23 protein-coding genes and 5 tRNA genes are annotated in these 20,704 nt (G+C 62.0%); 3 read left to right on the forward strand and 25 right to left on the reverse strand.

The features are described 5' to 3' along the window. Nucleotides 1-179 precede the first annotated feature (179 nt). The 11 genes from DYST_RS04900 to rlmE all read right to left on the reverse strand — a co-directional run bounded on the left by DYST_RS04900 (nucleotide 180) and on the right by rlmE (nucleotide 6,870). Nucleotides 180-824 carry a hypothetical protein gene (locus tag DYST_RS04900; RefSeq protein ID WP_239950479.1) on the reverse strand — a complete coding sequence of 215 codons (645 nt, stop codon included), beginning with the start codon at nucleotides 822-824 and terminating at the stop codon, nucleotides 180-182. A 165-nt stretch (nucleotides 825-989) separates the two neighbouring features. Continuing rightward, the gene (locus DYST_RS04905; RefSeq protein ID WP_239950481.1) at nucleotides 990-1,313 is read right to left on the reverse strand and encodes a hypothetical protein; all 324 of its coding nucleotides are present in this window, start codon (nucleotides 1,311-1,313) and stop codon (nucleotides 990-992) included. A 121-nt stretch (nucleotides 1,314-1,434) separates the two neighbouring features. After that, entirely contained in the window at nucleotides 1,435-1,857 is a 423-nt protein-coding gene (locus tag DYST_RS04910; RefSeq protein WP_239950483.1) for a hypothetical protein, read from the reverse strand. A 224-nt stretch (nucleotides 1,858-2,081) separates the two neighbouring features. Further along, the gene (locus DYST_RS04915; protein WP_239950485.1) at nucleotides 2,082-2,876 is read right to left on the reverse strand and encodes a hypothetical protein; all 795 of its coding nucleotides are present in this window, start codon (nucleotides 2,874-2,876) and stop codon (nucleotides 2,082-2,084) included. Nucleotides 2,877-3,247: 371 nt separating this feature from the next. Continuing rightward, a tRNA-Lys gene (locus DYST_RS04920) sits at nucleotides 3,248-3,323 on the reverse strand. A 27-nt stretch (nucleotides 3,324-3,350) separates the two neighbouring features. Continuing rightward, nucleotides 3,351-3,427: transfer RNA gene (locus tag DYST_RS04925), tRNA-His, on the reverse strand. A gap of 14 nt (nucleotides 3,428-3,441) precedes the next feature. Further along, nucleotides 3,442-3,518: transfer RNA gene (locus DYST_RS04930), tRNA-Arg, on the reverse strand. A gap of 27 nt (nucleotides 3,519-3,545) precedes the next feature. Beyond that, a tRNA-Pro gene (locus DYST_RS04935) sits at nucleotides 3,546-3,622 on the reverse strand. A gap of 175 nt (nucleotides 3,623-3,797) precedes the next feature. Continuing rightward, a tRNA-Arg gene (locus DYST_RS04940) sits at nucleotides 3,798-3,874 on the reverse strand. 399 nt (nucleotides 3,875-4,273) lie between these two features. After that, the gene (gene ftsH, locus DYST_RS04945) at nucleotides 4,274-6,223 is read right to left on the reverse strand and encodes an ATP-dependent zinc metalloprotease FtsH (RefSeq protein ID WP_199179043.1); all 1,950 of its coding nucleotides are present in this window, start codon (nucleotides 6,221-6,223) and stop codon (nucleotides 4,274-4,276) included. After that, nucleotides 6,220-6,870, reverse strand: coding sequence for a 23S rRNA (uridine(2552)-2'-O)-methyltransferase RlmE (gene rlmE / locus DYST_RS04950; protein WP_239950487.1), 651 nt, complete (start codon nucleotides 6,868-6,870; stop codon nucleotides 6,220-6,222). Before rlmE ends, ftsH begins: the two co-directional genes overlap by 4 nt. Nucleotides 6,871-6,952: 82 nt before the next feature. Between rlmE and yhbY the strand changes: the two genes are divergently transcribed. Together yhbY and DYST_RS04960 are read left to right on the forward strand one after the other, a co-directional pair. Continuing rightward, entirely contained in the window at nucleotides 6,953-7,249 is a 297-nt protein-coding gene (gene yhbY, locus DYST_RS04955; protein WP_239950488.1) for a ribosome assembly RNA-binding protein YhbY, read from the forward strand. Between the two features lie 14 nt (nucleotides 7,250-7,263). Next, nucleotides 7,264-7,641 (forward strand): Mth938-like domain-containing protein, encoded by a 378-nt coding sequence (locus tag DYST_RS04960; RefSeq protein ID WP_102304389.1) that lies wholly within the window; start codon nucleotides 7,264-7,266, stop codon nucleotides 7,639-7,641. Nucleotides 7,642-7,700: 59 nt separating this feature from the next. Here DYST_RS04960 and DYST_RS04965 read toward each other — a convergent pair whose 3' ends face one another. From DYST_RS04965 to surE, 4 genes are all read right to left on the reverse strand, one after another. Then, nucleotides 7,701-8,696 (reverse strand): peptidoglycan DD-metalloendopeptidase family protein, encoded by a 996-nt coding sequence (locus DYST_RS04965; RefSeq protein ID WP_239952074.1) that lies wholly within the window; start codon nucleotides 8,694-8,696, stop codon nucleotides 7,701-7,703. A 65-nt stretch (nucleotides 8,697-8,761) separates the two neighbouring features. Next, nucleotides 8,762-9,370 carry a YqaA family protein gene (locus DYST_RS04970; protein WP_239950489.1) on the reverse strand — a complete coding sequence of 203 codons (609 nt, stop codon included), beginning with the start codon at nucleotides 9,368-9,370 and terminating at the stop codon, nucleotides 8,762-8,764. 22 nt (nucleotides 9,371-9,392) lie between these two features. Next, nucleotides 9,393-10,073 (reverse strand): protein-L-isoaspartate(D-aspartate) O-methyltransferase, encoded by a 681-nt coding sequence (locus tag DYST_RS04975; RefSeq protein WP_102304392.1) that lies wholly within the window; start codon nucleotides 10,071-10,073, stop codon nucleotides 9,393-9,395. A 4-nt stretch (nucleotides 10,074-10,077) separates the two neighbouring features. After that, the gene (gene surE / locus DYST_RS04980) at nucleotides 10,078-10,872 is read right to left on the reverse strand and encodes a 5'/3'-nucleotidase SurE (protein ID WP_239950490.1); all 795 of its coding nucleotides are present in this window, start codon (nucleotides 10,870-10,872) and stop codon (nucleotides 10,078-10,080) included. Between the two features lie 189 nt (nucleotides 10,873-11,061). On the opposite strand from surE, the gene DYST_RS04985 reads away from it, so the two are divergent. After that, complete coding sequence (locus DYST_RS04985; protein WP_102304394.1) at nucleotides 11,062-11,607, forward strand: Smr/MutS family protein; 546 nt, start codon at nucleotides 11,062-11,064, stop codon at nucleotides 11,605-11,607. Between the two features lie 935 nt (nucleotides 11,608-12,542). On the opposite strand, the gene truD is transcribed toward DYST_RS04985, so the two are convergent. From truD to cyoC, 10 genes are all read right to left on the reverse strand, one after another. After that, on the reverse strand, nucleotides 12,543-13,559 hold the full coding sequence (gene truD / locus DYST_RS04990) for a tRNA pseudouridine(13) synthase TruD (RefSeq protein ID WP_239950491.1): 1,017 nt from the start codon (nucleotides 13,557-13,559) through the stop codon (nucleotides 12,543-12,545). A 232-nt stretch (nucleotides 13,560-13,791) separates the two neighbouring features. Beyond that, nucleotides 13,792-14,265, reverse strand: a complete 474-nt coding sequence (ispF, locus tag DYST_RS04995) for a 2-C-methyl-D-erythritol 2,4-cyclodiphosphate synthase (protein WP_275666970.1) — start codon at nucleotides 14,263-14,265, stop codon at nucleotides 13,792-13,794. A gap of 31 nt (nucleotides 14,266-14,296) precedes the next feature. After that, nucleotides 14,297-14,989, reverse strand: a complete 693-nt coding sequence (ispD, locus tag DYST_RS05000) for a 2-C-methyl-D-erythritol 4-phosphate cytidylyltransferase (RefSeq protein WP_239950493.1) — start codon at nucleotides 14,987-14,989, stop codon at nucleotides 14,297-14,299. After that, nucleotides 14,986-15,312, reverse strand: a complete 327-nt coding sequence (gene ftsB / locus DYST_RS05005; protein WP_239950494.1) for a cell division protein FtsB — start codon at nucleotides 15,310-15,312, stop codon at nucleotides 14,986-14,988. The genes ispD and ftsB overlap by 4 nt, the downstream gene beginning before the upstream one ends. Before the next feature lie 15 nt (nucleotides 15,313-15,327). Beyond that, a complete protein-coding gene (eno, locus tag DYST_RS05010) occupies nucleotides 15,328-16,641 on the reverse strand; it encodes a phosphopyruvate hydratase (protein WP_102304398.1) in 1,314 nt (437 codons plus the stop codon). 21 nt (nucleotides 16,642-16,662) lie between these two features. Then, nucleotides 16,663-16,923, reverse strand: coding sequence for a hypothetical protein (locus DYST_RS05015; protein WP_102304399.1), 261 nt, complete (start codon nucleotides 16,921-16,923; stop codon nucleotides 16,663-16,665). Then, nucleotides 16,923-17,774: a 3-deoxy-8-phosphooctulonate synthase gene (gene kdsA / locus DYST_RS05020; RefSeq protein ID WP_239950495.1), complete on the reverse strand. Its 852-nt coding sequence runs from the start codon at nucleotides 17,772-17,774 to the stop codon at nucleotides 16,923-16,925. Before kdsA ends, DYST_RS05015 begins: the two co-directional genes overlap by 1 nt. Further along, a complete protein-coding gene (locus DYST_RS05025; protein WP_239952075.1) occupies nucleotides 17,771-19,432 on the reverse strand; it encodes a CTP synthase in 1,662 nt (553 codons plus the stop codon). Before DYST_RS05025 ends, kdsA begins: the two co-directional genes overlap by 4 nt. A gap of 262 nt (nucleotides 19,433-19,694) precedes the next feature. Further along, the gene (gene cyoD / locus DYST_RS05030; RefSeq protein ID WP_239950497.1) at nucleotides 19,695-20,069 is read right to left on the reverse strand and encodes a cytochrome o ubiquinol oxidase subunit IV; all 375 of its coding nucleotides are present in this window, start codon (nucleotides 20,067-20,069) and stop codon (nucleotides 19,695-19,697) included. Then, the gene (gene cyoC / locus DYST_RS05035) at nucleotides 20,069-20,701 is read right to left on the reverse strand and encodes a cytochrome o ubiquinol oxidase subunit III (protein WP_239950499.1); all 633 of its coding nucleotides are present in this window, start codon (nucleotides 20,699-20,701) and stop codon (nucleotides 20,069-20,071) included. The genes cyoD and cyoC overlap by 1 nt, the downstream gene beginning before the upstream one ends. Nucleotides 20,702-20,704 lie beyond the last annotated feature (3 nt).

Consider the following 20,704-nt stretch of genomic DNA (forward strand, 5'->3'; position numbering starts at 1 on the left):
CGGGTAGAGCCTAGGTGTGGATTCCGTTGTGACTGAACAGCATTCCGGGGTCACGTGAACCAACCGCGGGGCTACCCAGCGTTACGCTCGTGCTGCAAGCACGCCCTCCCACCTACATGCTCGGCGCAACGGTGCCGTCAGACCATTTGCCGGCAGGCATCATGAACACGTTTATCGGCTCAGGGGCGCCATGAAACTGTGGATTCAGCATGACAGGGGACCCCGCTTGGTCCGCACCCCAGTTCACGCCAGTGGCCGTGTAGAACATCAGGTGGGGAATCCAGTGACCGGCCTGATCGTCCAGATATCCTTGCTTGAGACATCATGTAGGACATGGCCCCCGGCTCCAGTGGCGGCAGTTGCTTGGCGGCAAGCGCGGCCTCAATGCTCTTTTTGATCTCCTCCTTTGATTGCCCGGCCAGCACCAGGGCTGTCCTTCTATAAGTCATGGGCAGGATCGATCTGGCTGCCTCTGGATTGAAGCAGACAGGCCCCCGCAACTTGGGGTTCCAGAACTGGGGAGCGTCGAATGGGGACATCCACCCCCGCTCGACCACGCACACAAAGCCATTTTTGCCCTCGACTGCCGTGACGTAGCCATGCGGCTCGAGGACCAGGATAGCTGCGGCGTCAGAGATCGCCGCAGGCGCGGCGCTTCGCGCCAACGCTATTTCCGCAGCACGGTCGTTCATCAGGTATCGCGGTAACGGCGCCATGCGCGGGTAATTAGAATACGACTGAGCTGCCGCGACGGTGCTGACAACAAGCGCAGAGAGCATGCAAATCGCGACCAGACAGCGGAAGCCATGGACTTCACTCTTCATCTCTCGCTCCTTTATGCCGTTCGCCAATCGAGGTTATTGGGGCGTACCGAGCCAGCCGCTGGTGGCTGCATCTAAGAACCCTGCCTCTAAACGACGAACCAGGGACTGGCAAATCGACATCCGTACCCGTGCGATCTTCCGTCCGAAAGCAAACCTCGGTCGACGCTAGCCGTTGCTGGCGACCCGCTCGAACACGCCTGACGCCACAAGGGCGGCAGTGACATCCACCAGCACCACCGCATGATGGCTCCGCGGAAGAATGAACAAACCGCACCAATCATCGGAGATCTCAAAGGAGCCACCCAGGTATGAACAGACCCATAGAAAATCATCGGGCGCCGGCTCAGATCCCGATGCCATGAATCCGCTGAGTTGACGGTCAAGAATGGACATCACGGACGGAAAACCCTCCGCCCGATGATCTCCTCGAAACTCGAGAATCAGTCGGCCACTTCCATCCAGCGCGGGCCGAACTACGAACTGATTCACCACCCCTCCTGTCCACTCAACATTCGCTGCCGGCATGTCCGCCATCGGCTGTAATTTCAATCGGTCAAGCGGCCATTGAGAAGGTTTCAGGTGCAAGTATCACGCGCGGGGTTGTCCCCCTTTAGTATCCGGGGGACTGGGTAAAGGCGCCTCCGGCAATCTGTGAGATCAGCGCAGGCAGATCATCGGGATCCTTTCCGCCCGCACCGCCCCACACCAACACCGGATCTTTCTTCGAGATATCCAGAACAACCGCTGCGCGAAAGGGCGCAAAGCCGCCTATCACATAGAAGATGATGCAACGATCGCTCGACACACCACCGATGAGCAATCGTCGCCAAGGCAACCGAGGGCCGCGACCGATGACATCAGTCGCCTGATAAGGCTGCCCTGGATTGGCCAATTCGAAATCTGGCGTGTGTGCTAACGCGGAAAATCCGCGCTTACAACTTGAGGGGAACGCGGTGATGTCGCGTACCTCGACGAAATGCTCGGCGAGCAACTTTTCGCGTTCTGAGGATGAGGGCAACGAAGCCTTGAGCACCGCCGCGCCGACGTCCTGCGAAGGCACATGCGGCGCGGCACCCACCTGAGCCCATGCCGACGGGGAACTGCAGGCTAGAAGTCCGGCCAAGACCATGGCATGCACATGGGTAGAACGCGGAACATCCTTCACCGATATCACTCCGTTGGCAGCACTTCCTATACAACGCAACGAGGACGCGAATGGGTTGGCCGGATCAAAAAGCCGCGCGAGTGCTTAAGCCTTCATACCCGATAGGCTGCAATGCCAGGAAGGTCTCCGCGGAAGTCGTACCTGCCGGTATGCGTGATCGGTATCCACGAGCAGCCTAGGATCTCACCGCCGGTGGCGCGGACCTGCTCGCAGAAATACATGTCCTCGCCAATCGTCATACCCTCGCGCGTCTCGGTACGAAAGAATTGGTAATACGGCGCGCGCCCGTCCTTGGCCGCCATCGCGGGGAAGTCGGCATTCTCGATGCGTGGGGCACGGCCCGTATCAACGAGGCGCATCAGGCACTCTCGCGAGATCAGCATGATGCCAGCCCCGATGGCGGAAACACGCGTAGGCTTCGGGCCAATAACGACGGTCGGCTCGTCATCCGCCACGCGAAACATGTTCTCGTAGTTGCCCGCTAGCGCGGGAAGTACGGCGGGATCGATATTTGGGTGGGTAAGTACGGCCCGCCTGATGCGCGCCCAATCGATGGACTTCTTGGGACACATGGCGGCCACCACATCCGCGCGCCGCCATTCGAACATCTTCATTAGCTCGGGGACGCCAAAGCCCATGTCGTCGTCGACGAACAGCAGATGCGTCGCACTGGTGGTCCACAGGAACAAATTGGCCAATCGGTTTCTCGCGTGCTCGATGATGCTGACGTGAGCGACAAAGAGTGTCTCGAAACCAATGCTGCGCTGATTGCACTCGCGTTGAAGATCAAGCGCGCTGATCACATAGCCAATGCAGAAGGATCCGCCGTGCGTTGGCGTTGCCATAGCAATGGAGAATTCGCCTACTGACAGGTCTTGAGGTTCCACCGGGCATCACCTCTGAGGCTAACGATGTCGAGATTGCTTGGTGTGACGAAACGCGTATCGTGGCGAGGCCGCGTACACGCGCCCAGCACGCCGTGCGTGCGTGCGCTGCATGGCGACATGATGTTACGCGAAGATTCGCGCGCTCTGCCGCCTCCATCAGGCGCCCCTTCTGCGCATCAACTCCATTGACCTTGGATCGACCAGGCTAACGCTGTGCAGCCGAGAGCTGACGTTCACCCCCGTCTGCCCCGCTGTGTCGGAACCAGCCATGCATTCATTGATGCTGGAGGCGGTGGGTGGCCGCTTTTTCCGGGCATTTTTTCGATAGGCAAAAGAAAGGGACTTAGCTTTCGCTAAGTCCCTGTCTTAGTTGGTGGGCCGTGTAAGATTCGAACTTACGACCAATTGATTAAGAGTCAACTGCTCTACCAACTGAGCTAACGGCCCTGAAACTTTTGTACTTGCAACATCAACTGGGGTGGAAGATGGGACTCGAACCCACGACCCTCGGAATCACAATCCGATGCTCTAACCAGCTGAGCTACATCCACCGCAAACCTTGAACTGGCGCGCCCGACAGGAATCGAACCTGCAACCGTCGGCTTAGAAGGCCGATGCTCTATCCGGTTGAGCTACAGGCGCTCGTGCACAGTGTGCATAGCATCTGCATGGTCGGGGCAGAGGGATTCGAACCCCCGACATCCAGCTCCCAAAGCTGGCGCTCTACCAGGCTGAGCTATACCCCGATTTCGAACCCTCAACCACTTTCGCGGACTGAAGCCTTGAAATGCTACGGGTGACGCCTAGTCTAGTCAATCCGTATCAAAGCACACCGAACTTTATATCTTATGTCCGGCCCGTTTGGCGATTCACTGCCTTGCGGCGCAAGTGGTGATGCGAACATCACACCTTGCTATTAAATGGCGCGCCCGGAGAGATTCGAACTCCCGACCACCAAGTTCGTAGCCTGGTACTCTATCCAACTGAGCTACGGGCGCGTTTTTTAAACTTTTGCTTTGTCGCTTAACCACCGGAGTGGAAAGCGCCGAAGCCAGAAGCGGAATTATTCAGATTTGAGAGTCGTGCGTCAATACTTTTTTTCAGATTTTTTTCATCGCCGTCTGAGAATCTTCACGTTCGGCGATGAAAGCACTTCACTCGAGCCGAGTAGTTTAGCCATCTGTTTCACATTCGGCTAGACCTTTGCATGATTTTTTTCACATATGTGAAGCAGAGGCTACAGGCGGTATTCATGCCTGCGCTCTGTCGGCACCTTCCAATGATGCCGTCTATCGTCAAGCGCACGTACGTTCTGAACGCGCAAGGCGCACGCCCTACCCTACAAAGAAAAAAGGCGGCCCATGGCCGCCTTTTCTCAATTTGCCGCAACAAGCTGATCAGCGATCGGCGATGCGACTCTGCGTTGCTGGATCACCGACCTTTGCGCCGCTATCGCCACGCGGCGGCGGAGGTGGCGGCGTGGAGCCCGTATTGGAGTTCTTCGACCAATCCGCTGGCGGGCCCGGAACGCGGCCAGCCATGATGTCTTCGATTTGATGCGCGTCGATGGTCTCGTACTGCAACAGCGCATCGGCCATCGCATGCAGCTTGTCGATGTTGCCGGTGAGCAGATCCTTGGTGCGCGAATAGGCGCGATCCAGGATGGCGCGCACTTCTTCGTCGATCTTGCGCGCGGTTTCGTTGGAGACGTTTTTGTGCTGGGTTACGGCACGACCCAGAAACACCTCGTCCTCTTCCTCGCCATAGGTCATCGGACCAAGCGTGTCGGACAGGCCCCACTTAGTGGCCATGTTGCGGGCCATTTTGGTGGCGCGCTCAATGTCGTTCGACGCACCGGTGGTGACCTTGTCCTCACCGAAGATCAGCGCCTCGGCCACGCGACCGCCATACAGCGAGCACAGCTGCGACTCGATGGCCACGCGGTTCATGCTGTACTTGTCGCCTTCCGGGAGGTACATGGTCACACCCAGCGCGCGACCGCGCGGAATGATAGTGACCTTGTAGACCGGATCGTGCTCTGGCACGAGGCGACCGACGATGGCATGACCGGCCTCGTGATACGCGGTGAGCTTCTTCTCGTCCTCGCTCATCGCCATGGAGCGACGCTCGGTACCCATCAGGATTTTGTCGCGCGCCTTGTCCAGATGGATCATGCGCACGTCACGGGCATTCTCACGCGCTGCGAACAGCGCCGCCTCGTTGACGAGGTTGGCGAGATCGGCACCGGAAAACCCGGGCGTACCACGCGCAATCGTCATGGGGTCGACATCAGCTGCGGTCGGCACTCGGCGCATATGCACCTTGAGGATCTGTTCGCGCCCTCTCACATCCGGCAGCCCGACCACCACCTGGCGATCGAAGCGACCCGGACGGAGCAACGCAGGGTCGAGCACATCGGGGCGGTTGGTGGCGGCAATGACGATGACACCCTCGGTGCCTTCGAAACCGTCCATTTCCACCAGCAACTGGTTCAGCGTCTGCTCGCGCTCGTCATGGCCGCCACCAAGCCCGGCGCCACGATGGCGACCAACGGCGTCGATTTCGTCAATGAAGATGATGCACGGCGCGTGCTTCTTGGCCTGCTCGAACATGTCGCGCACGCGGCTGGCGCCGACGCCCACGAACATTTCCACGAAATCCGAACCGGAGATCGAGAAGAACGGCACCTTGGCTTCGCCGGCGATGGCCTTGGCGAGCAGGGTCTTACCGGTGCCCGGCGGGCCCACCATGAGCACGCCGCGGGGAATTTTGCCGCCCAGCTTCTGGAACTTGCCCGGGTCGCGCAGGAACTCGACCAGCTCGCCCACTTCTTCCTTGGCTTCGTCGCAACCGGCGACGTCGCTGAAGTTGACCTTGATCTGGTCCTCACCCTGCAGCTTGGCGCGCGAGCGGCCAAAGCTCATGGCACCTCGTCCGCCGGCACCCGCCTGCATCTGGCGCATGAACCAAATAAACACGCCAACGATCAGGATGATGGGTAGCCAGTTGAGCAGCAGGCCCAATAGCGAGAAGCCGTTATTGGAAGGCTCCTGGCGAACCTCCACGCCCTTGTCCTGCATCTGCTTGACCACCGAGTTGGTGGACCAGCCCAGGACCGGTGCGACGGTGCGGAACGTGCTGCCGTCCTTCAGCTTGCCGCTGATGGCGGCCGGCTGGTCGGCACTGATGTTGGCCGAAGCCACGTTGCCGTTGTCCACGCTCTGCACGAAGCTGCTATAGGGCATATCCGAAGACGCCCCACCGTGCGGATTGAAGCTCTGGAATACCGTCAGCAGTACGACTGCGATGATCAGCCAGAGCAGGAGGTTTTTCGCCATTTCATTCATGCACGGTTCTCGCCCGATTGCCCGCCGTGGACCTTTCGCCCCACGGCTAATGCATACACCTCCCGCGAACGCGCGCGGGAGGCCTTAGGTTTACGCATCGTTACGCGGGTGAAGTCTGCGCGCAAGCTGCGTATGTATTCGTCAAAGCCGGTCCCCTGGAACAACTTGATCAGGAACGACCCGCCCGGCTTCAGCCACTGCCGGCTGAAATCGAGCGCCAGCTCAGCCAGACCCATAGCCCGGATCTGGTCGGCCAAGGCCACACCACTCATATTGGGGGCCATATCAGACAGCACAAGATCGACTTGCTGGCCAAGCAGACGGCTTTCCAGCTCCCGCAGGACCGATTCTTCGCGGAAATCACCCTGCAGGAAATCTACTCCGCCGATGCCCTGCATGGGCAGAATATCCATAGCCACCACGTGCCCGGTGTCGCCCAGGCGCTGACGCACCAGCTGCGACCATCCGCCCGGGGCGGCGCCCAGGTCCACCACCCGCATGCCAGGTTTGAGCAGGCGATCCTTATCGATCAGCTCTTCCAGCTTGAAGACCGCGCGCGAGCGCAGGCCTTCGGCCTGGGCTTTCTTCACATAGACATCATCGAAATGCTCCCGCAGCCAGCGGGAACTACTTTTGCTGCGAGACATGGGTTGGCAACAGCCACAGATACGGGGAGATGGCGCATGATACCCTTAGCGGTCCTATCGCAGCGAATCCGAGACTGAACGCATGGCACTTTCCCCCTCGCAGCGCCGTTACTTGCGCAGCCTTGCGCATGATCTCAACCCCGTCATCCTGCTGGGCGCCAAGGGTGCGACTGAAGCCGTGCTCAAGGAGCTAGACCTGGCGCTGTCTCACCACGAGCTGGTCAAGGTGAAGCTGTCAGGCGGTGACAAGGAAGAGCGCCAGGCCCAGATCGACTTCTTCACCGAAGGTACCCGGGCGGAGAATGTGCATCAGATCGGCCATATCGTGGTGCTGTTCCGCCGCAACGAGGACGAGCCCAAGCTCGCCCTGCCCCGCTAAGCAGGGGTTGGCTGATGGACCTGTCGCTCGATCGTCCCGGCAATTACCTGTTCGTTCGGCGGGTCGGCCCCCGTTCGATCTTCGTTGTCGATCGCGAGCTCACCACGAGCTTTCTTCTTTCGCCTGAGCGCGCCATCGAGAATTGGCCGGTAACGGCCGCGAGCGAACTCGAGGCCAGCCATGTCGACGCGATCCTCGAACTGAAGCCCGAAGTGGTGCTTCTAGGCACGGGCGAACGACAGGTCTTTCCCGCTCACGCCTTCATGGCCGGCCTACTGCGCAAGGGCGTAGGCATAGAAGTAATGGACAACGCGGCTGCGGCCCGAACTTATGACCTGTTGGCCGGCGAGAGCCGGCGGGTGGTTGTGGCCTTTATTCTGCCGGCCCAATAACCCGGGCTCTGAACGACGAGGGCGCATGGAGTGCGCCCTCGCAGTAAGCGCACACGCCATCACCGCGATGGCAGATAGCCCATCGGGTCGACCGGGTTGCCGTCCTTACGGATCTGGAACTGGAGTTCGTCGCGCGACGAGCCTGTGGAACCCATTTCCGCGATCTGCTGACCCGCCGTGACGCGCTGGCCTTCCTTCACCAGTCGCTTGCTGTTGTGGCCATAAGCCGACAGGTAGCTGTCGTTGTGCTTGACGATGACCAACTCGCCATAGCCCACCAGACCGTTGCCGCTGTACACGACCACGCCATCGGCCGCTGCCCGCACAGGGTCGCCCGTCTTGCCGCCGATCTCGATGCCAGGAATGGCATCACCCGACTGGAAGCGCTTAATGAGCGTGCCGTCCGCAGGCCAGCGCCAGGTCACGCCGCCATTACTGCGGGTTGCCCCGGGCGCTGCTGGCACAGGCGGTGCCGGCGGGGGTGTATTGCTGGCGGTGGCAGCAGGCGCGCCAGCCACCGGAACCACCGGGGTGGTCGCAGCCGCTGGCGTGGTTGCCGAATGTGCAGGAGCCGCTGTGCTGGCGGCCGCTGCGGGAGCTCCGACCGACGCCACATCGGCCGCCACCGTTGCTGCCGGCTGTCCGCCCTGCTGAGTGTCCTGGGTCGACGAGACGACATGGCCAGCGGATGCCACCGGCTTGGCGGTCGTCACGACCGCAGCGGTGTGCATGGCTGCCGCGGCAGGCGGCCTGCCGTTGGCGGGAGCCAGTTGCAGCTCCTGCCCCGGCCAGATCGTGTAGGGCGAATCGATGTGATTCCAGCCGGCCAGGTCGCGGAAGTCCACGCCATTGCGGAAGGCGATCGAATAAAGCGTATCGCCCTTCATCACCTTGTAGGTTCCGCCCGGTGCGGATCGGGCTGAAGGGGCGACAACGCGCGACGAGCTATTGGCTGCCGGCTCCACGACGACGGACCGCTGGGTGCCACAGGCAACCAGCAGGATGGCGGAGGTGAGGGTCAGCGACCGGAGATATCCATTCATGGTGGTCAGCATAACGAGGCGAGACGGTATTTTCATGCGTACCCTGCTGACAGGCACGTGGACCTGCCGCCCAGCGTTCAGCGCGACAGGAACCACCATGCCGCCAACGCTGCCAGGATGATCAGCGCCGCCCAGCCAATGCGCTCGATGTGCTTGTGCAGGATGCGCTCGGCACGCTCGCCGAAAAGACGAATAAGCAGCGCCAGCAACCACACGCGCTTGCCACGCCCCACCGCCATGCACACCAGGAACGGGACGATCGGCACGCCGACGATACCCGCCGCCCAGGTGACGAACTTCATCGGCACCACCGGCTGCAGCGCAGCCAGCGCCAGCACCACCATCAGACCCAGCCAATGCTGGTTCATCTGCATTCGCAGGTTGTCCACGCCCTTTTCAATGGGCGCGAGCAAGTGCAGGCTGTCGAGCAATGGCGACAAGGCATGGAAAGCCCAATGGCCCAGCGCATAGCCCACCAGCGAACCCAGCAGCGAGAACAGCAGGCTGATGTTGGCGTAGAAAAACGCCTTGTGGCGCTTGCCCAGCATCATCGGCGCAAGCATCACTTCCGGCATGATCGGGAAGATGAAGGCCTCGACGAAGCTCAGGCCGCACAGGTAATACAAAGCCCGGGGGTGGCGCGCCCACGTCAGTGCGCGCGCATACAACGGTCCAAACAGACGCATGCTTAGTAGCTTCCTTGTGACATCAGCCGATGCCGCCGAGCAGGGGCACGAAACTGACCGCGGCCAGTTCCTCTTGGACAAAATCGCCCTGCCCGTCGCCACGCATGCGGATCAGCGTCTGGTTGCTGGGTGAACCCACCGGCGCCACGAGCACACCGGTCGGGCTGAGCTGGTCCAGCACGGCATGCGGAATCGCATCGCCGGCTGCCGTCAGAATGATGGCGTCGAACGGTGCTTCATCCGCCCAACCCAACTTGCCGTCGTCATGGCGCGAGCGGATGTTGTTAAGACCGAGCTGGCGGAAACGACGACGCGCCTGGCGCAGCAGTTCCTCAATACGCTCGACCGTAAAGACCTGGGGCACGATCTGCGCCAGCACCACAGCCTGGTAACCCGAACCGGTGCCGATCTCCAGCACCTTCTGCGGCACTCCAAACTCGAGCAGCGCCTCGGTCATGCGCGCTACCACCCACGGCTGGGAAATGGTCTGACCATGACCGATCGGTAGCGCAGTGTTCTCATAGGCGCGCGAATGCAGCGCCTGATCGATGAAATGATGGCGCGGCGTGTTGCGGATCACATCGATCACACGCTGATCGCGGATGCCTTCGTCCTTCAGCTTCACGACAAGGCGATCGCGCGCGCGTTGCGAGGTCATGCCCTCGCCTTTCAATGCAGATGGCGGCAACGGATGCACGTTCATGCCCTCATGCTGCCTCGTCGGCGGGCTTGCCGGCTGCCACGCCCTGGTTCAATGCACCCACCCAACTACTGACCTTCTCCAATGCCTGGAAGCGCGTCAGGTCGACATGGATGGGCGTGACCGATACGTAACCGCGACGCACAGCGTTGAAGTCCGTACCGGGGCCTGCATCATCCACGTCACCGGCTGGGCCGATCCACCAGATTTCCTTGCCACGCGGATCGGTCTGCTTGATGCACGGCTCCGCACGATGGCGCTTGCCCAGGCGCGTCACCTCAAAACCGCAGATCTGATCCCATGGCAGGTCGGGCACGTTGACGTTGAGGATGGTGTCCGCCGGAAGCGGATCGACCCGCAGGCGCTGCATGAGCAGCAGCACGGCGTTGGCGGCCGAGTCGTAGTGCTCGCCCTTGTGATCCTTGCTGACCAGCGACACCGCGATGGCCGGCAAGCCGAGGAAACGCCCCTCCATCGCGGCCGACACCGTGCCCGAATAGATGACGTCATCGCCAAGGTTGGCGGAATTGTTGATGCCAGATACCACCATGTCGGGCTCATGGTCGAGCATGCCCGCCAGCGCCAAGTGCACGCAGTCGGTCGGCGTGCCAGCAACACGGTAGTAGCCGTTGTCCATGCGCAACGCACGGATAGGCGCATCCAGCGTGAGGGAATTGCTGGCGCCGGAGCGATCGCGATCAGGCGCCACTACGGTCACCTGGCCGATCGCGCCAAGGCGCTCGGCGAGCACGCGGATGCCCGGTGCATCCACCCCGTCGTCGTTTGAAACCAGAACTCGCATGATGATCCGTTCAAGGCCAGTCGCGGCAACGCTGCGTAGGCAGCGCTCGCCGGGTCAAGCCTGAAGTCTACCGGACCGGCGCAGCGGTTTCACATCACGCCGGCTCACGTTTCCGATGCATCCCAACTCAGGCAGCGACTCAACCGCGACGCGACGCGCCAGCACCCCGGGTGCATTAGGATTCAGGACATGAAACATCGTCCGCCCACCCCGGTTTCAGACGACGACACCCGCCTGTTCCGCGAGGCCATCGGCGACGTCAAACCGTTCGACCCGGTCGCGCCAGCGCCGGCCGCCCCCAAGCCTGAGCCGCATCCGTACATGCTGGAAGCGGACGAAGCCGCCGTGCCGGGCGAACTACTCGACATGGCGTTCGATCCAACGCTGATCGAGGTGGGCGAGGAACTGAGTTACCTCAGAGACGGCTATTCACCCAAGCTGCTGCGCCAGCTCAAGCGCGGCCAATACAGCGTCCAGGACGAGATCGACCTGCATCAGATGAACGCAGCCACCGCGCAAGCCTGCATTGTGGATTTCCTGGCGGAAGCGAAGCACCAGGGCATTCGTTGCGTGCGCATCGTGCATGGCAAGGGGTTGCGGTCGCGGGCGGCCGGTCCCGTGCTCAAGGCACTGACGGATCGGATGCTTCGCCGACGGGACGATGTGGTGGCGTTTGCTTCGGCGCGGCCGATGCAGGGGGGAACGGGGGCGGTGGTGGTGCTTTTGAAGGGGTAATGGTGATTAATGTGGGGTTCTGTTTGTCGTTTCTTGTCGCGTATGCGGAGTGCGCGTGAGTCGTTTAGGTGTCGTCAGTGGTCGGCCGTCGCCTCATGCGTTACCGCGACCTGGCCGCTTGCGCAGCGGGCGTTTCGATCGTCTGCCGACGACGCGAAGCTAGTCCCGTGGGACGCTCGAGTCACTTTTCTTTGTTGGCCCAAAGAAAAGTAACCCGAAGAAATGGCCTGACAGGCCAACGCCTGCAGCATTACGTTGGGATAAGCCCGAACGGATGAGGAACGTTGTTGCTTGGAACCTTCGCCGCTACACAGCGGGTACTTCGGCGCGCTTCGCAACGCGCCATAGCGGAGAGGACTTAAAGCAGGCTTCGCTACGCTTTCCTACCGCAGAGGCAAGGGAAAGAAGACGCTACGCTTCCCGACCGTTGTGGAGAACTCGCCACGTAACGGCATCGCCCCCCCCTACCTCGACTTTGAGCATCAGAGCAGGAGCAACGCGACCTGCCGCGATGCGATGTGCAGCGCAGCTGCACGAGCCGTCCGCCTTCGCCTTTGACCTCCGGGCCCCCTGTGCAGCGGTGAGGGGCGGACGAGAAGGCCCGTAGGGGGATCGGCAAGGATGCCGACCCCTTTTCGCCAGGGCAGGAGGCCCTGTCGAAAAGCCCGGCCGCCCCTCACGAACTGGCCGGCTTCACCGGCCAGCGCCAAGTGGGGGTGCCCTTTCTTTGGGTTACTTTTCTTCGGGCAAGCAAAGAAAAGTGACTCGGCCTCCGGCAGGAGGGCGAAACGCCCGCCGCGTAGGCGGCTAGGTCGCGATCACACGACAACCAAGCGCAAAGTCACTGGACCCCTGCCTACGCAGGGGTGACGGTTCTTTTGAAGTAATGAGGCAAGGGTGTCCCCTCACCCCAAAAGGAGAGAGGGAGCAGAAACTCAACCCGCCCGCGCCAACTCCCGAACCACCGTCGTCGCATAAGCCCCCGCCGGCAATTCAAAACTCAACTCCAACGCAGCGTCATCCAACCAACGCCACTTCAGGTCCTTCGGAATCATCCGCAGCGCCCGACGCTCCTGATCCATCTTCGCCGCCACCAACCCATCAGCCAGATCCGCATTCTCAGCCGCAATCGCATTCTCTAGCGCCGCGACATCATCCTTCGCTGGCGTTTCATCACGCCCCCACAACGGACCTGACGGATGAATATCACCCGTCGCCAATCGCTGCGACAACGTTGCGTCGAACGGCTCGGGTCCAAACCATGAGCGTGAGCCGGCGAGCGACCAGATCTCACCCTCCATCGGAGAATCCCAAGCATCGCGCTCAACGCGCGCCGCGAGCACGGCGTTGAAGATGTGCGAACGCGCTGCAGACAGCAGGAAGTGGCGCTTGTCCCGATCCACTCGACGACCGGCGAACATGGCGCGCGCTTGCGCTACGTTGCCACCCTCGCGTCCGAAACGCTGCTCGCCAAAATAGTTGGGCACGCCGCGCTGCGCGATCTGCGTGAGCACCTGCTCGGCCACGCTGCGATCACCGTCGACCTGGCGAAGCACCAGCACGAAACGGTTGCCGCGCAAGGCGCCGCGCTTGAGCTTGCGCTTGTGGCGGGTGACGGCCAATACCTTCGCGTCCTCGCCAGGAAAGGCAGTCCAGTCCGGATGAGGCTTGCCTGCCAGCTGCACCGAGAACGTCTGGCGCGTCACCGCGTGGCGATCCTTGAGTCCCGCATAGCCCACGTCCAGCGGTGGAACGCCCGCGAATTTCGCCAGCTCGCGGGCCACCCAGTCGGTGTTGGCACCGCGCTTCTCCACCCACAGCAAGGCATGTTCACCCTCGCCGTCGGCGTCGTAACCGAGGATTTCCTCGACCTGGAAATCGTCGGGCGTGCTGCGCAGGACTGCGGTCAGCGGTGGGTTGCCATAGGCATAAGGCAGTTCGAGATCGGACATAGGACTCCACCGGCATCGCCGGCAACAAAAGAAAGATCGCGCGAGCAGCGCATTACATCAGGAACAGTGTGGCGAGGCCGAGAAAGGTGAAGAACCCGCCCGAGTCAGCCGTTGATCAGGGTGACGGCGATCTCCTTGCACTACAGACGCCGCGCACGTGCGAGCGTGATTTCGCTGATCTCATCAAGCTGGTTGTGCAGGCGCGAGGCCGAACTTCGGCCGCCGGCCTCGCTTACGCCAGAACCAGCAACACGCAGGCTTGCGCCGCGATGCCCTCGCCGCGACCCGTGAAGCCGAGCTTCTCAGTGGTCGTGGCCTTAACGCTGATACGGTCGAGCTCGCAGCCCAACTCTTCGGCAACGGCTTCGCGCATGGCGAGGGAATGAGGCCCCACCTTGGGCGCTTCGCAAATGACGGTGACGTCGGCGTTACCCAGCGCATACCCCTGATCACGCATCAGCTTGGCCGCGTGACGCAGGAATATCCGGCTGTCCGCGTTGCGCCACTGTTCTTGGCTGGGTGGAAAATGCCGGCCGATGTCGCCCAGTGCGAGCGCGCCGAAGATGGCATCACACAGTGCATGGATGACCACGTCGCCATCGGAGTGGGCCACGATGCCGCGTGTGTGCGGCACGCGTACACCGCCAAGCATCACGTGGTCGCCTTCGCCGAAGATATGGACGTCGAAGCCCTGTCCGATCCGCATCATGGGAAACTCCTTGCAGCCGTTTGGGCTTTCACTTCATATGCGACAACAGGAATTCGGCCAATGCGAAATCCGTTGCCGTGGTGACCTTGATATTGTCTTCGGCGCCCTCGACCAGCAACGGCGCAAAACCTGCGCGCTCCATCGCCATGGCCTCGTCGCTCACCGTCACGCCGGCTGCATAAGCCGATTGCAGTGCTGCAGCCAGCTCGCCACGACGGAACATCTGCGGCGTGAAAGCACGCCAGCGGTGGTCGCGCGGCTCGGTGACTTCGCTGCGCCCCTCGCCATTCGCACGCTTGAGCGTGTCGCGCAACGGTGCGCCAAGCAGGCCGCCGCCAGCGGGAACACCGATGTCGATGAGTCGCGTGATGTCGGCTTCGCGCACGCACGGACGCGCGGCGTCGTGTACCAGTACGAAGGCGTCTTCTGCTACGTCACCGGGCAAGGCGCGAACGCCAGCCAGTACGGAATCGCAGCGCTCGGCTCCGCCCAAGGTGGTGAGTACGGGCTTTCCGTACAGATTATCGACGCCGGGCCAGTGCCCGTCGTTGCCACCCAGTACGACCATCAGTCCGGCGATGCGGGGATGGATCGCCAGCCGCTCCAGCGTATGCAGGATCAGCGGCCTACCGGTCAACGGCAGGTATTGTTTGGGAATGGTGCCACCTACACGCGTGCCACGCCCCGCCGCAGGCACCACGCACCAGAGGCCCGCACTCATGGGTTACCGCTGGTCGAACTGGTGGGCGCGGGCGCTTCGGCGGTGCCCGGCTTTTCGACGACCTGATAGAACGTTTCGCCCGGCTTGATCAGGCCGAGCTCGGCGCGGGCGCGAGCCTCCACGGCTTGCTCGCCATGCTTGAGGTCGCTCACGTCCGCACCCAGGGCCTGGTTTCGCGTGGTCAGCTTGTCGTTGTCCTCACCCTGCTTTTTGACGGCGGCACGCAGTGTTTCCACTTCGTGCACGCCGCCATGACCGTTCCACAGTTTTACCTGCAGGGCGATCAGCAGAAGGATCAGGATCAGGGCGACCCAACGCACCATGGGCTAAGCGTCTCCTCAGCCCGGCAGCTTGGCGAGATTCGGGAAGGCGTTACGGCCCGCATAGACTGCGGCCGAGCCCAGTGCCTCTTCGATGCGCAGCAGCTGGTTGTACTTCGCCACGCGATCGGTGCGGCACAGCGAACCCGTCTTGATCTGGGTCGCGGTGGTTGCCACGGCGATGTCCGCAATGGTGGTGTCTTCCGTTTCGCCCGAGCGGTGCGAGATCACGGCCGAGTACTTCGCCGCATCGGCCATCGCGATGGCTTCGAGCGTCTCCGACAGCGTGCCGATCTGGTTCACTTTGATCAGGATCGAATTGGCGATGTGCTTGTCGATGCCTTCCTGGAAGATCGTCGGGTTGGTCACGAACAGGTCGTCACCGACGATCTGGATGCGGTCGCCGATCTTGTCGGTCAGCAGCTTCCAGCCATCCCAGTCGCCTTCGGCCATGCCGTCCTCGATGGTGACGATCGGATACTGCTTCGCCCAGCCGGCCAGCAAGTCGACGAATTCGGCGGAGCTGTAGACCTTGCCTTCGCCGGCCAGGTCGTACTTGCCGTTCTTGTAGAACTCGGAACTGGCGGCATCGAGGCCCAGCAGGATATCGCTACCCGCCTTGTAACCGGCCTTGTTAATCGCTTCGAGGATGGTGTCGAGCGCTTCGATATTCGAGCGCAGATCGGGCGCGAAACCACCCTCGTCACCCACGGCCGTGTTCAGGCCCTTGCCCTTGAGCACGCTCTTAAGGGCGTGGAAGATTTCCGCGCCGGCGCGCAGCGCCTCGGCGAAGCTCGACGCGCCCACCGGCAGCACCATGAACTCCTGCACGTCCACGTTGTTATCTGCATGCGCACCGCCGTTGATGATGTTCATCATCGGCACCGGCAGCGCACCCGGCTTGCCGGTGGTGCCGTTGATGGTGGCGAGGTACTGCCACAGCGGCTGACGATTCTGCGCGGCCACGGCGTGTGCGGCGGCCATAGAGACGCCGAGGATGGCGTTGGCGCCCAGCTTGCCCTTGTTCGGGGTGCCGTCCAGGTTGATCAGCTTGGCGTCCAGGCCGCCCTGGTTTGCAGCGTCAAAACCCTTCAGCTCGCTGGCAATGGAATTGTTGACGTTGAGCACTGCGTTCTTCACGCCCTTGCCCAGGTAACGCGACTTGTCACCGTCACGCAGTTCGACTGCCTCACGCGAGCCCGTCGACGCGCCGCTCGGCACGGCTGCACGGCCAAAGCCGCCGCCCGCCAGGGTCACTTCCGCTTCGAGCGTGGGGTTGCCGCGGGAATCGAGGATTTCACGTGCGTGGATATGGGTGATCTGGGTCGTCATTAACTCAATCCCTGCTGGCATTTAGTGAGGTAGCAAACGAAGTACGACTAATGCAATAACAATAACAGCGATACAGATGGCCAGCAGGCGGCCGCGCTTGCGAAAGCGCTCGATGAATTCCAGTGCGCGCCCCTGCCCGGCAAGGGCTTGCTCCTGCTTGGCCAAGGCCTGCTGGACCCTGGCCTCTGCCTGCTCGCTTTGTTTCCTGTAGAGCTCAAGATGCTCGCGCTGGAGATCACGGATCTCGGTCAGTAGCGCGATCAGCGGCTCTTGCGATGACATCAGCGTGCTTGGCTGCCGGTGACCGTGTTTTCCAGGAAGCCATGTCGCTTGGTGACCTGATCGAGCTCGAGCAGGGTTTCCAGCAATGCTTCCATCTTGTCCAGCGGCCACGCATTGGGGCCGTCGCTGAGCGCCTTGGAGGGGTCCGGATGCGTCTCCGCAAACAGGCCCGCCACACCCACCGCCACGGCAGCACGCGCCAACACGGGCACGAACTCTCGCTGGCCGCCCGAACTGGTGCCCTGCCCGCCCGGCAACTGCACCGAGTGCGTGGCGTCGAACACCACCGGGCAACCGGTGTCGCGCATCACGCTCAACGAACGCATGTCGGACACCAGGTTGTTGTAGCCGAAGCTGGCGCCACGCTCGCAGACCAGGATGTCGTCATTGCCGACGGCCTTGGCCTTGTCGACGACGTTCTTCATGTCCCACGGCGACAGGAACTGGCCTTTCTTGATGTTCACCGGAATGCCGGCGCGCGCCACGTTCCGGATGAAATCCGTCTGGCGGCACAGGAAGGCCGGCGTCTGCAGCACGTCGACAACCGCAGCCACTTCGTTCATCGGCGTGTATTCGTGCACGTCGGTAAGCACCGGCACGCCAAGCTGGCGCTTCACTTCGGCCAGGATCTTCAGACCCGCTTCCATGCCGGGGCCGCGGAAGCTGGTGCCGGAGGAGCGGTTGGCCTTGTCGAAGCTGGACTTGAAGATGAAGTTGATACCGAGCTTGCCGGTGATTTCCTTGAGCTTGCCGGCGGTGTCCATCTGCAGTTGTTCGGATTCGACCACGCAGGGACCGGCGATCAGGAACAGCGGCTTGTCCAGGCCGACCTCGAATCCACACAACTTCATGCGACAGACTCCTTGGCGAGACGCTCACCCTCGCGCACCGCCTTGAACTCACGGGCGGCCTGCACGAAGCCGATGAACAGCGGATGGCCATCGCGCGGAGTGGACGTGAATTCCGGATGCGCCTGGCAGCCGAGGAACCACGGGTGCTTCTGCTGCGGCAGCTCGACAATCTCGACCAACAGATCGTCCATCGACTTGCCGGAGATCACGAGACCGAGGTCTTCGAACGTCTGGCGGTAACGGTTGTTGAATTCGTAACGGTGACGATGACGCTCGCGCACCACGTCCTGGCCGTAAAGCTCGCGGGCCAGCGTGCCGGCCTTGAGGCGGCATTCCTGCGCACCCAGGCGCATGGTGCCACCCAGATCCGAACGCTCGGTGCGGGTCTCGACTTCGCCGGTGGCTGTGGTCCACTCGGTGATCAGGCCGATGACGGGGTCCGGGCTGTTGCGGTCGTTCTCACTGGAATCGGCCTCGGTGAGACCCGCCACGCTCCGCGCGAAGTCCACCACCGCGGCGTGCATGCCGTAGCAGATGCCGAAGTACGGCACGCCCTTCTCACGGGCGTACCTGGCGGCCAATACCTTGCCCTCGAAGCCGCGCTTGCCGAAGCCGCCTGGCACCAGGATGGCGTCGGCATTGCCCAGCACCTTGGCGGCGCCTTCGGCCTCAACCTGCTCCGAATCAACCCAGCTGAGATTGACGCGGGTGAGCTGCTTGATGCCGCCGTGGCGCAGCGCCTCGCCCAAGGACTTGTAGGCGTCCTTGTGCTCGACGTACTTGCCGACAATGGCGACGTTGACCTCGTCCTTCGGGTGCTCCACGGCCTCGACCGTGCGCTGCCACGACGACAGGTCGGCCGGACCCGCCTGCAGGCCCAAGCGCTTGACCACGATCTCATCGAGGCCCTGCTTGTGCAGCCACAACGGCTGCTTGTAGATGATGTCCACATCGGCCGCGCTGATCACGGCATTCTCGGGAACGTTGGTGAACAGGGCGATCTTGCGGCGCTCGCCGTCCGGCAGCGGCTGCTCGCAGCGGCACAGCAACACGTCTGGCTGGATACCGATGGAGCGCAGCTCCTTCACCGAGTGCTGGGTCGGCTTGGTTTTGATCTCGCCGGCAGCCTTGATGTACGGCACCAGGGTCAGGTGCATGAACATCACCTTTTCCGGGCCGTGCTCGATACGCAGTTGGCGGATGGCCTCCAGGAACGGCAGCGACTCGATGTCGCCCACCGTGCCGCCGATCTCCACCATCGCCACATCGTAGCCACGGGTGGCCTCGTGGATGCAGTGCTTGATCTCATCGGTGATATGCGGAATCACCTGCACCGTGGCGCCCAGGTAGTCGCCGCGGCGCTCCTTGCGGATCACCGATTCGTAGATCTTGCCCGTGGTAATGGAGTTCTTGCCCGTGAGACGCGTGTTGACGAAGCGCTCGTAGTGGCCCAGGTCCAGGTCAGTCTCCGCGCCGTCATCGGTCACGTAGACCTCGCCGTGCTGGAAGGGACTCATGGTGCCCGGATCCACGTTGATGTACGGGTCGAGCTTCATCATGGTGACCGACAGGCCACGCGCTTCCAGAATGGAAGCCAGCGACGCCGCGGCGATGCCCTTGCCGAGAGAGGACACCACACCGCCGGTGACGAAAATCAGGGGGGGTCATGGGATGCAGCCGTGCTGGAAATATGTATTTTAGAGGAAGAACGGGCTGGCCGCGAGGGTTTGCGGGGGTGTAAATGACTGGCGCGTTCAAGTTAGGGGCGCTGGCGGCACCCTGGGGCGACGTCGGCGCTGCTTTTGCTCGTCATTCCGGCGCCGGCCGGAATGACGGATCGAAAAATTGAAGCCGCCCACCCAGCCCCAGAAACGACAAGGGCGCCCGAAGGCGCCCCGTCGCGAACCCTGACGAGCCGCCTTATTCGACCGGCATCATCTGGGACGTCGGATGCATCATGTTCGCATTCATGTTGTGCATCACCCACAGCGAACCGACCACCACGATGGCCAGGATCAGCAGAGTGAACAGCATGATGGCGAAATTGCTGCGCTGGGACGGTGACAGACCCATATGCAGGAAATACTTCAGCTGGACGATGAGCTGAGCCACGCCGAACACGATGATGCCCGGCATCATCAGGTCGTGCGGAACCTTGCCGCTCATGACCACGCCGAATGACGCCAGCGTCAGCACCACCGACAGCACGAAGCCGACGACGTAGGACTTGGTGCTGCCGTGATCGGCATGCTCGGCGCCGTGGTGGGCGTCGTGGGAATGGTGGTTGCCGGACATCAGATGGCCCCCCGCAGGTACACAAAGGTGAAGACGCAGATCCAGACGATGTCCAGGAAGTGCCAGAACAGGCTCAGGCACGACAGGCGACGCTGGGTGGCATCGGTCAGACCGAAGCGACGGATCTGATCCATCATCACCACCAGCCAAATCAGGCCGCAGGTGACGTGCAGACCGTGCGTGCCCACCAGCGTGAAGTAGCTGGACAGGAACGCGCTATGGCTCGGGCCCGCGCCTTCATGGATGAGCTTGGCGAACTCGTAGACTTCCATGCCGATGAAGCCGGCACCGAAGAGGAACGTCACCGCCAGCCAAGCCACCACGCCGCCCTTCTTGCCGGCATGCATGTTAAGCATGGCCATGCCGAAGGTGACCGACGAGAAGAGCAGCAGCATCGTCTCGCCGAGCACATACGGCAGCTCGAACAGTTCCTTGGCGGTCGGGCCGCCGGCCGTGCTGTTACCCAGCACGGCGAAGGTTGCAAACAGGCCTGAGAAGATCAGGCAGTCGCTCATCAGATAGATCCAGAACCCCAGCAGGGTCTTGGATCCATCGTCGTGGTGATGGGCGTCTCCACCATGGGAGACGCCGTCGAGCGCGCCATGCGTGGCGCTTGCTGCAGGACTGCTCATGGG

The sequence above is a fragment of the Dyella terrae genome (genome assembly GCF_022394535.1).
Taxonomy (GTDB): Bacteria; Pseudomonadota; Gammaproteobacteria; order Xanthomonadales; family Rhodanobacteraceae; genus Dyella.

Coding starts and splice junctions, on each gene's coding strand:
- DYST_RS04985 (WP_102304394.1), top strand. CDS start 11,062: ATGAAACATCGTCCGCCCACCCCGGTTTCAGACGACGACACCCGCCTG.
- cyoC (WP_239950499.1), bottom strand. CDS start 20,701: ATGAGCAGTCCTGCAGCAAGCGCCACGCATGGCGCGCTCGACGGCGTC.
- yhbY (WP_239950488.1), top strand. CDS start 6,953: ATGGCACTTTCCCCCTCGCAGCGCCGTTACTTGCGCAGCCTTGCGCAT.
- ftsB (WP_239950494.1), bottom strand. CDS start 15,312: ATGGTGCGTTGGGTCGCCCTGATCCTGATCCTTCTGCTGATCGCCCTG.
- DYST_RS04900 (WP_239950479.1), bottom strand. CDS start 824: ATGAAGAGTGAAGTCCATGGCTTCCGCTGTCTGGTCGCGATTTGCATG.
- ftsH (WP_199179043.1), bottom strand. CDS start 6,223: ATGAATGAAATGGCGAAAAACCTCCTGCTCTGGCTGATCATCGCAGTC.
- eno (WP_102304398.1), bottom strand. CDS start 16,641: ATGACGACCCAGATCACCCATATCCACGCACGTGAAATCCTCGATTCC.
- cyoD (WP_239950497.1), bottom strand. CDS start 20,069: ATGTCCGGCAACCACCATTCCCACGACGCCCACCACGGCGCCGAGCAT.
- DYST_RS04960 (WP_102304389.1), top strand. CDS start 7,264: ATGGACCTGTCGCTCGATCGTCCCGGCAATTACCTGTTCGTTCGGCGG.
- ispF (WP_275666970.1), bottom strand. CDS start 14,265: ATGCGGATCGGACAGGGCTTCGACGTCCATATCTTCGGCGAAGGCGAC.
- truD (WP_239950491.1), bottom strand. CDS start 13,559: ATGTCCGATCTCGAACTGCCTTATGCCTATGGCAACCCACCGCTGACC.
- DYST_RS05015 (WP_102304399.1), bottom strand. CDS start 16,923: ATGTCATCGCAAGAGCCGCTGATCGCGCTACTGACCGAGATCCGTGAT.
- DYST_RS04965 (WP_239952074.1), bottom strand. CDS start 8,696: ATGCTGACCACCATGAATGGATATCTCCGGTCGCTGACCCTCACCTCC.
- DYST_RS04970 (WP_239950489.1), bottom strand. CDS start 9,370: ATGCGTCTGTTTGGACCGTTGTATGCGCGCGCACTGACGTGGGCGCGC.
- surE (WP_239950490.1), bottom strand. CDS start 10,872: ATGCGAGTTCTGGTTTCAAACGACGACGGGGTGGATGCACCGGGCATC.
- kdsA (WP_239950495.1), bottom strand. CDS start 17,774: ATGAAGTTGTGTGGATTCGAGGTCGGCCTGGACAAGCCGCTGTTCCTG.
- ispD (WP_239950493.1), bottom strand. CDS start 14,989: ATGAGTGCGGGCCTCTGGTGCGTGGTGCCTGCGGCGGGGCGTGGCACG.
- DYST_RS04975 (WP_102304392.1), bottom strand. CDS start 10,073: ATGAACGTGCATCCGTTGCCGCCATCTGCATTGAAAGGCGAGGGCATG.
- rlmE (WP_239950487.1), bottom strand. CDS start 6,870: ATGTCTCGCAGCAAAAGTAGTTCCCGCTGGCTGCGGGAGCATTTCGAT.